The organism is Pseudomonas svalbardensis (assembly GCF_030053115.1).
Classification (GTDB): domain Bacteria; phylum Pseudomonadota; class Gammaproteobacteria; order Pseudomonadales; family Pseudomonadaceae; genus Aquipseudomonas; species Aquipseudomonas svalbardensis.
In genome coordinates, this window is sequence record NZ_CP125619.1 from 6,226,488 (window position 1) to 6,239,706 (window position 13,219).

8 protein-coding genes and 1 pseudogene are annotated in these 13,219 nt (G+C 49.4%); 4 read left to right on the top strand and 5 right to left on the bottom strand.

Going from position 1 to position 13,219, the window contains the following annotated elements:
* Positions 1-230: 230 nt before the first annotated feature.
* The 3 genes from QFX16_RS28930 to QFX16_RS28940 form a co-directional block, all read right to left on the bottom strand.
* Complete coding sequence (locus QFX16_RS28930; protein ID WP_283182254.1) at positions 231-713, bottom strand: toxin-activating lysine-acyltransferase; 483 nt, start codon at positions 711-713, stop codon at positions 231-233.
* The gene (locus QFX16_RS28935) at positions 706-2,451 is read right to left on the bottom strand and encodes a hypothetical protein (protein ID WP_283182255.1); all 1,746 of its coding nucleotides are present in this window, start codon (positions 2,449-2,451) and stop codon (positions 706-708) included. Before QFX16_RS28935 ends, QFX16_RS28930 begins: the two co-directional genes overlap by 8 nt.
* 141 nt (positions 2,452-2,592) lie before the next feature.
* A complete protein-coding gene (locus QFX16_RS28940; RefSeq protein WP_283182256.1) occupies positions 2,593-3,735 on the bottom strand; it encodes an SbmA/BacA-like family transporter in 1,143 nt (380 codons plus the stop codon).
* 2,275 nt (positions 3,736-6,010) lie between these two features.
* Between QFX16_RS28940 and QFX16_RS28945 the strand changes: the two genes are divergently transcribed.
* The 3 genes from QFX16_RS28945 to QFX16_RS28955 are packed head-to-tail and all read left to right on the top strand — an operon-like array spanning position 6,011 to position 10,837.
* Complete coding sequence (locus QFX16_RS28945; protein WP_283184656.1) at positions 6,011-7,267, top strand: HlyD family secretion protein; 1,257 nt, start codon at positions 6,011-6,013, stop codon at positions 7,265-7,267.
* 10 nt (positions 7,268-7,277) lie between these two features.
* Positions 7,278-9,431, top strand: coding sequence for a peptidase domain-containing ABC transporter (locus tag QFX16_RS28950; protein WP_283182257.1), 2,154 nt, complete (start codon positions 7,278-7,280; stop codon positions 9,429-9,431).
* On the top strand, positions 9,431-10,837 hold the full coding sequence (locus QFX16_RS28955) for a TolC family protein (protein ID WP_439900101.1): 1,407 nt from the start codon (positions 9,431-9,433) through the stop codon (positions 10,835-10,837). Before QFX16_RS28950 ends, QFX16_RS28955 begins: the two co-directional genes overlap by 1 nt.
* On the opposite strand, the gene QFX16_RS28960 is transcribed toward QFX16_RS28955, so the two are convergent.
* Positions 10,834-11,139, bottom strand: a complete 306-nt coding sequence (locus QFX16_RS28960; RefSeq protein WP_283182258.1) for a site-specific integrase — start codon at positions 11,137-11,139, stop codon at positions 10,834-10,836. The two genes, QFX16_RS28955 and QFX16_RS28960, sit on opposite strands and share 4 nt — an antisense overlap.
* Before the next feature lie 9 nt (positions 11,140-11,148).
* Positions 11,149-11,652 (bottom strand): site-specific integrase, encoded by a 504-nt coding sequence (locus QFX16_RS28965; RefSeq protein WP_283182259.1) that lies wholly within the window; start codon positions 11,650-11,652, stop codon positions 11,149-11,151.
* A gap of 346 nt (positions 11,653-11,998) precedes the next feature.
* Between QFX16_RS28965 and QFX16_RS28970 the strand changes: the two are divergent.
* A pseudogene (locus QFX16_RS28970) lies at positions 11,999-13,067 on the top strand (IS630 family transposase).
* Positions 13,068-13,219: the final 152 nt, after the last annotated feature.

Below are 13,219 nucleotides of genomic sequence, written 5' to 3' on the forward strand. Positions count from 1 at the left end.
ACCGAGGAAGCCATCGGCAGGCGTTCAAGTGCGTGGCGATCTGGTGCAACGACAGCTTGTCGCGAAAGTACATCCTCCGAATTTTTCCCAACATTTCCATGCTGATCACCATGTGTTCTCCTGCTCGGAAAGTGAGCAGAAGTAGTTGAGCACCCGGGTCAGTTTTCAGTCGGCAGAACAGCCTTTACTGGGGCAGTTTTCGGTCAGCGGCAACACCCTAGATACATTAGCTATACGCATTTTGAAGTGTAATTTCTGGTTTTTATGTCGATACTACTAACCTTTCTAACTTTATTATTGCTTCCTCGCCGTGCCCATGAGAGCGATCCGGAGTAGGTTTCACTAATGTGTTCAAAAAAATAACGCAATCCTTCTTTCGCGTTTCCGGTTGGCATGCAACAGTCTATGACCCATGCATTTCCACCTTCATTCCACTCTGAATAGTGCAGAACAAAATCAGGGTCTTCGACTAAACGTTTTTCGACATCCCCAGCCAAGTAAGCCCAAGTAACATAGCCTATTGGATGCCCATTCCAGTCAAAATAAAACTTAATCTGATCCAGCATGATTGCTTGTTCAAGCCATATTTTTATCGTTAAAATATGAAACAATGAATACTTTTGAGATTGTAAAAGCACCATAGTCGCGAACCCTACCATGGTCGCTTGCTTACGAATCTCTTCAGATGGACACTCTGTGGCTATATCATACATCAAACAAGACCCCCTTTATATTTTCATAAAACAGTTCGCAGTTTTTTACTATCGGTAGGTTATCGAGTGAAGATGTCATTTCCTTCCAACTCAGAATTATTTCTTGATGGTCATGAATTATTCGAAATGCGTCTAGCAAGCCATCATACTCAATTGTGTTATCTCCTTCTTTCCAGAGCAAACTATTATAGCCTTCGTCTGTCCCTAAGCAGATACTGGCCGTGTCATATGCTTCTTGAGAAAGCAATTCGATATCCTGCTTCAATCTCGGTCCAGCGTTATTTTTCTTAATACACTCTAGAATCAATTGATAAAGCTTAAAATTCTGCAAAAGGGCTGGGGTTTTAGAACGTCTCGTTAAATTTATGCAAATCAGCCGATTTAGAGCCTGCTTGCTAATGTTGACATTTGACACTACTAACAGATAAAAGCTCTCGAACGCATTTTCTAATTCATTTTTTAGAAACAGATTGTCTGTATCCCACTCTATGACAACATCATGATCAACTCTATTTTCTACCTCCTCAATGACCACGTGCGGAAGCCCTTTTATATTATGAAATCTGTAACAACCAAATAATTGTTCATCTTGAAGCGCGTAATCTTGGTCCTCCATCAAACTCAAAAGTTTGTTAGAATAAACTTGAAATTCTACAGTCGGCACCATCCATTCGACTACACAGGGTGGAAAGCCAGAGCGGATTATTAGAAACTTTCTAAGTTCGCAATCATATGCAGTTGAAAAATTTGACAATGCGCTATCTGTTATTTCTGCGGATTGTTTTTTGGTAACCTGCATGTATTTTTCAGCATTAAAACAAATGCTTTTCAAGCTATTTAACACTGAAGCATATTCTGTATTGAACGTTTGATATAGCCTCTTTTCGTTCACTGACTTATGGGAAACTACCGTCACGCTATTAAGATCCAGCCAGGCACCCGTTATGGCGATATTCGAAGAGGACATCATCATATGCATTATATTTTTTGAGCGGGCGACGGCAAATTGCTCTGCATACTTTCTCGAAAGTTCGATTACCCCCTCTTTAAACGATAAGATTGAAGTTGTGTTTGTTTGCTGAAAACATGATTTCTGCGGGCGTGGAAGGAACTCATTTATTTTTTGAATTGAGTCACGAACGCGGCGCGCATCGTTGCACAATTTTCCAGGGATGATAGGTTCGTTGAAATAAATGGCTCTTTCGAAGTGCGCAGGTCTTATAACGGCTTCTCGTACGAGCAGCGCTTGCTGGTGAACCCTTCCATCCAACGAAAAAGTACTATCGAGGCATATTACTGCCAGTGACCGTACCGCTCCATGTGGCAAAATCAAGTTAATAATTTCTCCCCAGATAGCCTCATAAATTGCCGACTCCAGATCTAACATCCCGTTAGAATGTACATCGTCCGTATTAAGGCCGACTAGTGGAGTTCTGCCTATTCCCTTAATTTGAAAAAGTCCATCGAACCCGCAACGACCGCCACCGCCATTTTTTGAAATTTGATCGCCGCCGTATCTTTCCGCATAAAACTTTTTTTTATGAATCGTCGATTCGCTCCCCTTCGCCTCGGAAATCTTCGTACTATAACTGTACCTTTCTAAAATTTCCGCCTCAGTCAGATTGCTGGAATTATCAACATGTAACTTATTATATAAAACAACGCTAGAGCTATGAACTTTATAGACGTCAATGTTAACAAATACCTCTGGGAGGCATTCTAGGCTTTTTGCTTTCATTTTTTATGCCGCGCAGGTTAATGTTAAACTATAAATAAAACCATTAAATATTGATAACTTGAGGGCGCGTTAGGGACTGTTTGATAGTGATAATCCAATCAAATGCTTCATTCCATATAAAAATGAAATGACGTTTAAGTTTTAAAGTGAGCGGTCCATGACGGCATCATTTCTATGAGACGGTTCAATACTCGTAAAACCATCGATCAACGGAAAGCATTTTGTTTTTGAAAGTGAAGCTAACGCCCTATCAAATGCAATCAGTCGATCAGTCGTGGCTTTCCAGTCAGCTAACGTATGATAGGCATTAATAAACCAACTCAAATTTTCATATAAGTTGCCAAACGCTGAATTTACTTGCATTAATTCGCCAAACGTTATTTTTCCGGCAAAAAAACGTGGAGCAGCTAGTAAGCTACTGCAAACCAAAGAAAGCTGAGCGTAGCTTTCTGTAAATATAGAAAGTCGCATTTTTACAGCTATAATATTTTTCATATTAGCAATGCACGAATCCAGTTTTCGCCCAGTCATGACATGCAACTTATTGCTATTCGCTACCTCAGGACTATTCTCATCATTCCCCCTAAGCTTTATAAGATCAAACCGAAAGTCCGCCTCGGACTTTTGTTGCTTATTACTAAGAGACACCAATACAAATCCAATTTTTTGACTTATATACGTCCCTATAACGGCATAAAATATAGCGGCCCAAAACATATAGTAGGGTATATTATAGCCAAACAAATTGGCTTCGCCCGATATCCCGATAAGCACAACACTAAATGAAACCACACTAGCAAGCGTGTAGATCAATCCACAAGTTAAATCCACTGATTCGTACGTAAACTTATTAATGTCTTCTGCAATTCGCTGGTCTGGGTTATCAACTAACTTTGCCACTTTACTTGGCATGTTCGTTTGCAAGGCCCACAAATCAATATAATAATTAGTCAGCCACTTTCGCCATTTTAACGCAAGAAAATTTACAAGGTAAGAAATTAATACTGACCTTAGTACCGAAAAGCTTACCACCCCAAAAAAAACCCAAACCAAATAGTAAAACCGATCTCCATTCAGCTCTTGAATCGCATTATAAAAGTGTTTATACCATTCATTAAAAGCCAGCGCTGTTGCTACTCCCGAGAGCGCCAACAAAACAAGGCTTATTGTCGCCACCCAGGCAAATACCTTTTCTTCGCCCTTCCAATATAAAACCAATATGCTAAAGGTTTTTCTTAAAAAAACTCTAGTTGGAATTTCAGGCAACTTTTTCTCATCAATCATCGCTTCTTTATCTCTGGCTTTTATAGTAAGTAATTAGCACTTATTAACAGCGCACTTTTCATTGCGCTTTTTATTACAACACCCACCCCCCAGCCGTGGGGTTTGATGTCGTGAATTAACGCCAATACTGCGTTTGCGCACCCAGAACCCACCGTGGGTTCCCTCCTGCGCGAGAGGAATAACGATCTTTACCGCTCGGCCTTTTCAGGGTCAAAAAATTAAGAGTATCGGCGTGTAAAAATAATCGCAGCCTGCGCGCAAGAATGGAAGCGGTCATGCAGTAACGCGATCACCTCGCAAGTCTACTGACTCAATTCGACTTTCTATTCTTGATTTGCTTCATCGAGTTGAAGAAATTAGTAACTAGCGTAATTGCATGGACTGACCAGCTAGTTGTATTTGTGTTGACCAACCGCCTGCATTCGACTTGCCATTTTTCCACTGTGAATGTGGTCTGTGTTCATAAGTCCATTACGCGGTGCAAATCCATGCTAGAAATTACGCCAAGAACTGGTTCCTGCGGAGGCTGTATGGCCCCGCAGGAACGGTTTGCTCGGCAACTCAGTCAGATACGACTGGATTCAGGTCATACCCGTCATTTTGCGTCCGCGGGATTATAAGGGCCGCCCATTGAGGCCCCCGAAGGAATACCACTGCCGCTCACCGAGCCAGGGGCACGTGTTCCGTTTGCCAGGTGGTTAGCCGCCCCACCGCCTATGACAACACCGATTCCGCCGCCAATTGGCCCGCCTACCATACCCCCGATAGTCCCACCAATTGCGCCTCCTAACGTCTCTGGCGAGACAGTAAATCCCCCTCCTGCGCCGGAAATCATCAGCAGTTCTTTGTCCGTTAGATTTCTCATCTTGCTTCCTTAATTACTTTCAATTGAATTGAATCCCTATTGAAGAATTCAACCGGGTTGGTCACACTTTTTTTTGCTGTTCAATAACCAAATGGAAATATTCACAGCTATAGCTATCAGCGCTAATTTAATGTACCTATTAACATCCCAATATTCGGCAACTGAACCGACCGCGATACCAATTGACACCGAAATTAAACACACGAATAAAAGGCGTTTCAAGATACTCATCCTTCTCGCATTACCGCACGCGTTAGCACAATTGCTTAACTGACATTATTTCCAAAGTCAGTCACCTTCTTTTTCTGTTAACCAACCAAAAAGGAATACTTACAGCTGTAATTATCAGCACCAGTTTATGAAATCTATTCACCTCCCAGTGCTCGGCAATTAAAGCTACTACATATCCAATTTAGATCGCAATAAAAAACACGAACAAGCTTTTTTCGCTTACTCACCCGTCTCGTTTAACTGCAGGCGTTCGCACAACTGCGTTACTGGTATCCGTTCTCATATAGTAGTGACGTCTATTCTGATCGAACTAACTGGCTCGTTACATCAGTCATATAATCCTGCCCGATACAGTGCGACTGAGTAGTCGGCGTTCTGCGTACGCAGGAGATCTGATCAATAGCCCGCGCTCGGCTTTAAAGGTTTTCACCGGCACGTCTCGGTAGCCCTCCGATGCGGTGTTCCACCCTATAGGTGAAATCTCGGAGGATGTCGCGTGAACACTGCCTGCCCGTTCTCGAGTCGTTCAGGTAAACAATGCTGCACTCGTCGATAATTTTAGTATCGAAATTTACAAACGTTTGATGCAAATCAGCCAATTGATTCCCTTCCATAACACCAGATGATTTCCATTTCAACCCAGGGACGAACCTCGCCCAAAAACCGTGTTACCCGCAAGTGGTAAGATGGCTATTGCTATCCACAACCTTAAAGCAAATAGCGAAAAAACTCCACCCTACACTTGAGGGTGGTACTCGGCGCTAGAAACAACAATTAATTAGGCTCAACTACTCATTGTCGCCAGCGTGAGAAAAAAGCTAATTTACATGAGCATTTCTTGATAAGAAACAGTATTATTACGGACAGTTACTGGTTAATTTTGTTTCTTGGTAAATCCATTTATCAACAGGCGCGTAACATTGCGCTCTCTATTCTGGTACTTCTCAAGCTTCGCTCCAACTCAGTCTGTCAGCGTCCGCACATTCAATTGCCGGCCACCGACCATGATGCTCCAGCAGCGGTGGAATACAAGACAACTGGGAACAATACGAATAGCCAGGCAATAAATTTACCCCTCCGCCCCACAGCGAACGCCAAAGGACTGGCAGAGTCCAGGAATCTCCGCAGTGGCTGACCGCATAACACTCTAAGGAAAGATGTGTGACACCGAAATCTCCGCTGTTTCGACCCGAGTCAATTGCCTCGCGGCAGGTTGACTGGCTTGGCGAAATCATATTGGTAAGGCCCGTTTCCTTCACGGTTCTGACACTGCTTGCGCTTGCACTCGCCACTACCGTGGTGACATTTCTGGTATTTGGCAGCTACACCAAACGCAGTACCGTTATTGGCCAACTAGTACCAGCCGCAGGCCAGCTCAGAATCCACTCCCCGCAATATGGCCTGGTGCTTGAGCGGTTCGTCGAGGAGGGGCAACAGGTCAAGCAAGGAGCGCACCTTTTTCGTATTTCCAGTGAACGCACTGCAGGTGATTCAGGGGCTGTGCAGGCGGAGGTGAGTGAGCAACTGTTGCAACGACACCAATCTCTGAAGGACGAATTGGAGAAACAAAAACAGCTTCAGACCCAGGAACAAGAAAGCCTTCTGAGCAAGCTGAAAAGTCTGCATCAGGAGCTGAAGACGCTGGATCGGCAAACTGCCAGCCAGGAACAGCTTGTACAACTAGCAAGCAATGCCGCCGTTCGTTATCAGGGGTTGATGGACCAAGGCTACATATCCATGGACCAACTTCAGCAACGCCAAGCCGAGCTGCTGGGTCAGCGCCTGACCTTGCAAGGGTTAGCTCGTGAAACAACTACCCTGCAACAACAACTGGTCGAGCGCCGACACGAGCTGTCTGGACTTGCCTCCCGCCACGCAAACCAACTAGCGAGCATTCAGCGATCAATTTCAACAGTTCAGCAGGAGCTCATCGAAAGCGAAGCCAAGCGCACCCTGATCATTACCGCCCCTCAAGATGGCGTGGCAACCGCCATCCTGGTTGAGCCAGGCCAAACCGTCGATAGTTCTCGTACGATGATGAGCATCGTACCTGCCGGTTCGCGGCTGCAAGCAGAGTTGTATGCGCCTAGCAAAGCCATAGGATTCGTTCGTACGGGCGATTCAGTAAGGATTCGTTATCAGGCTTACCCCTACCAGAAATTCGGCCAACACCTGGGTACCGTGATATCAGTTTCCCAAGCAACCCTATCAGCTGGCGACTTGGGAAATAGGACCGGGAGCGTACCGGGGCTTGCCCTGGACGGTGAGCAGATCTATCGCATCCGCGTCAATCTCGAGGCGCAATCAGTGCTGGCCTACGGAGAACAAAGACCGCTGCAGACGGGAATGCTGGTTGATGCAGACATCCTGCAGGAGACCCGCCATCTATATGAGTGGGCTCTCGAACCGCTCTACAGCCTGACAGGCAAGCTCTAGGAACGAAGCCATGAATTATCTTGACGCCATCAGCTTGCGCCTGGGCCGACATTTGCCGCTGACTTTGCAGACCGAAGCGACGGAATGTGGATTGGCCTGCCTGGCAATGATCGCGGGCTACCACGGCCACCATACGACCCTCATTGAACTACGCCGCCGGTTCAGTGTTTCTCTCAAAGGCATTACCCTCAAGCAACTGATCATGACTGCTGATCAGTTGAACTTCGGTACTCGGCCGATCAGGGTCGAACTGGATGAGCTAAACAAACTCGCGCTGCCTTGCATACTGCATTGGAATCTCAACCATTTCGTCGTGCTCAAGTCCGTCGAAGGCCAGTGGCTTACCGTGCACGACCCGGCCTACGGCATTCGCCGACTGAGTCTGGACGAGACCAGCAAATCGTTCACCGGGGTCGCTCTTGAGGTGTGGCCAGGCAGTGACTTTGAAAAACAGCAGGCCAAGCCCAAGCTCAAATTGACAAGCATGCTGGGAAAGGTCAGTGGCCTTCACCGCGGTTTGGTTCAGGTGCTTTCACTTGCCTTGGCTCTTGAAGTGTTCGCCCTGGTCAGCCCGTACCTGCTGCAGTGGGTTCTGGATAACGTTCTGGTTACGCAGGATTACGACCTTCTGGCAACGCTGCTGACCGGCTTCGGCATGCTTTTGTTGATGCAGCAGGTAGTAAGCGCCACGCGGGCTTGGGTGATGATGCACTTGAGCACACTACTAAGTGTGCAGTGGCAGGCCAACGTGTTTGCTCATCTGCTGCGCTTGCCCATTCATTATTTCGAAAAACGCCACCTGGGTGATGTCGTCTCACGATTCGGCGCTATCGGCGAAATTCAGAAGACACTCACAGCCGCCTTTTTTTCCACAGTCCTCGATGGCCTCGCAAGCTTCGCGACGCTGGCCCTGATGTTCGCCTACAGCCCTATGCTGGCCGCTATCGCTTTGACGTCCATGGCTCTGTATACCCTGCTTCGCTGGGCGTGGTACCGCCCTTTACGTCTGGCAAGCGAGGAAACCATCATTCATGCAGCACGACAGGAAAGTCATTTCCTGGAAACGATGCGCGGCATACGCACCCTGAAACTTTTCCAGCGTCAGAGCGAGCGACGCGCCGCCTGGCTGGGGCTGCTTGTGGGGCAGATCAACGCTGGCTTGCGAACCCAGAAGCTGGAACTGATCTACACACAACTCAACGGCCTGATTTTCGGACTGGAGAATCTGCTGGCGCTCGGATTGGGGGCATCCCTAGTAATGAGCAACCAGTTCAGCATCGGTGTGCTGATGGCGTTCATTGCTTACAAAAGCCAATTTGTCAGTCGCGTCGCCAGCCTGATCGATCATATGTTCGCGTTGCATATGCTGAGCTTGCACGGCGAACGTCTCGCCGACATTGTCCTGCATCCCCCCGAAGACATAGCGGCCAGACCGATTACCGCGAACTGGCCCGCTGGCCCGATGGACATCGATATCAAGGGATTGAAATATCGCTATTCCGACGAGGAGCCCTTCGTGCTGGATGGGATCGACCTGCACATTGCGCATGGGGAGTCGGTGGCAATTGCCGGCGCATCAGGCAGTGGAAAGAGTACGCTGGTCAGCCTCTTGCTGGGCATCGTCGCACCCACCCATGGCCAGATTCACATCGCCGGTAGCGACCTGCAGCAACTGGGTACGGAGACCTTTCGTAGCAGGATTGCCACGGTAATGCAGGATGACTGCTTGTTCGCTGGTTCCCTGGCAGAGAACATCGCCTTTTTTGAGCCCCGCCCCGATCTGGAGTGGGTGATGGAGTGTGCACGCAAGGCATCGATTCACACTGACATCCTAGCTATGCCCATGGGTTACAACACTTTGGTAGGTGACATGGGTACGGTGCTCTCAGGTGGGCAAAAACAGCGCGTGCTGCTGGCTAGGGCGCTATACAAAAAGCCTGATATCCTGATCCTTGACGAAGCTACCAGCCACTTGGATGTCATCTGCGAGCAGATGGTGAATAAGGCGGTACGTGAACTTGCAATAACGCGCGTCATTGTTGCCCACAGGGCAGAAACAATCGCCTCGGCGGACCGCGTCGTAGTGCTTGACGCTGGTAGGATCGCGGTGGATCAGTCGAGCTCCTCTGGCAGCCTGCCATCCCGCGCAGAAGTCGTAGCGTGATGAGAAACGTCTTGGCCACCACCCTGACGGTGTGTCTCTGCCTGTCGCCAAAATGGAGCATGGCTGCACTGGTTGACCCCTTTGCCACAGCACGAGATGTCTCACCCGCTGCGATCAATATCGACGGAGTGGCCTTGCCATGTGATCCGCAGCCCCTTCCCAATTCGTTGACCTTAGAAGACATGATAGAAAGGGTGCTGTGTCATGACCCGCAAACTCGGGAGGCTTGGGCCATTGCCAAAGCCCAAGCGGCTTTGGTTGGCGTGAAGCAAGCAGCATACCTGCCCAAATTAAATGCAAGTTCAAGTATCAGCAGCGGCCGCAGTACCACGACCTATGAACAGCAGGATGAATACTCCAGTAGTGGCCATAAGCGTCAGTTCGACAATCGTCTGAACCTCAGTTGGGTTCTGTTCGACTTCGGCCAGCGAGAAACCGCAGTGCGCAACGCACGTCAACTGCTTATCGCCGCAAACGCCAATCAAAACAGACAACTGCAGCAAACCTTCGAGTTAGCCGCAGAGTTGTACTATGACGCCCTGGCCGCCCAACGTAGCGCGGTAGCGGCGAGCCAAGTTATTGCATTGGCGGCGGAAAACCTTAAAGCGGCAAGCGCCAAATTTGCAGCGGGCGCTGCGGCGCAGTCCGACCGCCTGCAAGCGCAAACAGCCTATTCACAAGCGAGCCTTGCTGAAGTACGCGCCAAAGGCGCATTGCGCAACAGCAAAGGCCTTATCGCCCTGCGCATGGGATTTTCGCCGAATACAGATGTCCAGTTGTCCGGGAATCTGGAACGGCGTCCAGATACCCACTTTATCAAGAGCATTGACGAGCTGCTTGAACTGGCCCGACAGGATCACCCCTCGCTCATCGCCGCCAAGGCCAAAGTGGAAGCGGCAAACGCACTCATCGACGAAAGCCGCGCCGCCGGTCGACCGACGCTGTCACTGGTCGCCAACATTGGCGATATGCAAAACCACCAAGTCAATGGCGACAACCATGCACGTGACAACAGCCTAGGCCTGCAATTGAACATTCCGTTATTCGAAGGTTTCGAGCGGAACTATCAACTGCGAGGTGCTCATGCGCAACGAGAAGCCAGGGAAGCGGAGCTCTGGAATATCGAGCAGCAAGTATCACTGGAGCTCTGGAGCCACTACCAAACATTGAATATCGAAACAGGCGCCCTGGAAAAAACCACTGAGTGGGTGGATCAGGCCCAACAGGCATTGCAAGTTGAACAAGGCCGCTATCGCTCCGGCGTCGGCAGCATGATTGAACTGCTGAACGCATTGACGGCTTATGCAACGGCAGAACAACAACACATTAGTGCGTTGAACCGCTGGCAAGTAACTCGCCTGAAAATGGCCGCCAGCTTAGGACACCTTGGGTTCTGGAGCCTTTAACCGCCTCGAAGCATCACAACGCCGCACATCGTCACATAACGATAGAGTTCGGTCAGGAACTGGCGACTGACGGAAATATCTCGCGGCTTACTGCCCTTGGTCACCATGCCGCTGCCGTCAAACGGATCGAGCCGAATGCGGATGTTGCGTTCGGTTCGTCCAGCCTTGTCCGTGTCGAAAACATAGACCAGCGGGAAGGCAGCGATCTCCTCGCGGCGCGGACCCGTATGCAGCGCCAGGCGCATCATCATCCGGTGGTGGGGGGGCTCCGCTGCGGTCAGGAGCGATTTGATCTCGCCCATGCTCAGAAACTAGGGCAGGGCCTTATGGCTGCGCGGCATCACATCGTTTGCCATGGTCTTGCCGCCACTGGCATCGACATGCACAAGGATGCTCGCTTCACGCTTTACGTTCCGTTCTTCATAGGCGAAGGGCAGGCGCTTCAACCGCCCCTCCTTCAGCGCGCATTCGTAGAACTTGCAGATGTAAGTCAGGCGCTGGCGCGTGGTGTTCGGTGCCAGTTCGCACGTCACAAGGCAGTAGTCCCGATAGGCCGCCACAAGGCTTTTTGCCTCGCCACGATCAACGTCACGCCAGTCCAACTCATGGGCTTGGAGGAAGCTGAAAAAATCGTAAAGAGCGCGCCCAGTACTGGGCCAGGAACGATTAGACCCGATATCCCCGCGAAGCAAGTAGTAGCGGAAGAAATGATTGGCGGGGATACAACTCTCCATCGAATCCCACAGAAGAATGGGGAATCCCGGGTAGGGTTGCCCAGCAATCACAAAATCTTGCGTAGCCCTCACAAGCTCCATCTGCCATCCTCTGCATTGACCAGACACCCAATCCCTTTAGTCTGCTTTTACAGATTCACGGCCATTAAATCGCCCCTCAATCACCAGCTCAGGCTATGAGTTCGTAAGGGGCTGTTTCTAATACAATGGGAATCTAACGCTTGCAAGGTGTCAGATCAATGATCTGTCCCCTGCAAGCTTGATAGGGCAATGAACGCTTTCCGAAGCAGCACAAAATTCTGATTCAGTACTTTAAATTAAATATGGGCATCTGTCGCAGAGGTTGGAGGCTCTAGTGTGCTGTCTCTGAAATAAATTTCTAGCCTGGGCTATGCTTCTGTGGTCAGTCAGTGCTTGGAGTGATCACATGAACTCTCAGGACATCGTGCTCAGTGAAGACGAACAAATTGAACTGAGTCGGCGCATAAGATCAGCCACGATCAGTCAGCGCGACGGGCGTCGGGCGCGGGTGATTTTGCTAGCCGCTCGAGGTTGTTCTCGTAACGAAAATTGCCCAGTTGACCGGTCTCTCCGTTGTTTCAGTCACCCGCTGGTGCAAGCGTTTTCAAGAGCTGCGTCTACAAGGCCTGGTGGATCTGCCCGGACGAGGTCGCAAGCCATCCCTGCCGGCCGAAGCGTTGAAACGGACCCTTGAGCAAGTCACTCAGCCGCGTATCGGTCAGCCTCGCTGGAGCTGTCGAAGCATGGCGCGAGTCGCAGGCATCTCACCGGCCAGCGTCCAGCGTATATGGGCCGCCAACGACATAAAACCGCACCTGACAGGCACCTTCAAACTGTCCAACGATCCAAACTTCGAAGAGAAATTTTGGGACGTCATTGAGCTGTATCTGGATCCGCCGGATAAGGCACTGGTGCTCTGTTGCGATGAAAAAAGCCAGGTTCAGGCCCTCGAGCGCACGCAGCCTGGACTGCCTTTGGGAATCGGACATATCCGCACGCAATCGCACGATTATGTCCGCCATGGCACCGTTACCTTGTTCACCGCGCTGGATTATCTTCAGGGGCATTTGATCAGCAGCATTGAGCGCTAACATCGGCATCAGGAGTGGCTGGAGTTTCTCAAGAAGATCAATCGAGAAACGCCCAAGCATCTTCAGCTGCATTTGATCGTCGACAACTATGCCACGCACAAGCATCCAAAAGTGAAGGCGTGGCTTGAGAAGCACAAACGCTTCCACATGAATTTCACCCCGACCTCCAGTTCGTGGATGAACATGGTTGAACGCTTCTTTCGCGATATCACGGTGTACCTGCGTGACGGCAGTTTCAGTTCGGTTCGCGAACTGGAAAGCTCAATCACCACGTTCCTGGCACTGCGAAATGCACAGCCGACTCGCTACGTCTGGAACGCCAAGGGGGAAGATATTTTGAACAAGATACAGCGAGCCCGTGAGGCAATGGCCTCACAGGCATGAGGAGCTTTATTTGTGAGACAGCACACTAGGAAGCTCCAAACCTCTGAGACTGCTTTTATTGTTCTCAGACGGTTTTTATTGTCTAAATTCACCATGCTCTGAGGTGGGGCACCGCCGCGCCAACAAGGGGCGAATTCCGGTCAATTCTTTTG

Bases quoted from the DNA above. Each gene is read 5' to 3' on its own strand.
- QFX16_RS28930 (WP_283182254.1), bottom strand. From the start codon at position 713: ATGTATGATATAGCCACAGAGTGTCCATCTGAAGAGATTCGTAAGCAA.
- QFX16_RS28955 (WP_439900101.1), top strand. From the start codon at position 9,431: ATGAGAAACGTCTTGGCCACCACCCTGACGGTGTGTCTCTGCCTGTCG.
- QFX16_RS28965 (WP_283182259.1), bottom strand. From the start codon at position 11,652: ATGGAGCTTGTGAGGGCTACGCAAGATTTTGTGATTGCTGGGCAACCC.
- QFX16_RS28960 (WP_283182258.1), bottom strand. From the start codon at position 11,139: ATGGGCGAGATCAAATCGCTCCTGACCGCAGCGGAGCCCCCCCACCAC.
- QFX16_RS28935 (WP_283182255.1), bottom strand. From the start codon at position 2,451: ATGAAAGCAAAAAGCCTAGAATGCCTCCCAGAGGTATTTGTTAACATT.
- QFX16_RS28950 (WP_283182257.1), top strand. From the start codon at position 7,278: ATGAATTATCTTGACGCCATCAGCTTGCGCCTGGGCCGACATTTGCCG.
- QFX16_RS28940 (WP_283182256.1), bottom strand. From the start codon at position 3,735: ATGATTGATGAGAAAAAGTTGCCTGAAATTCCAACTAGAGTTTTTTTA.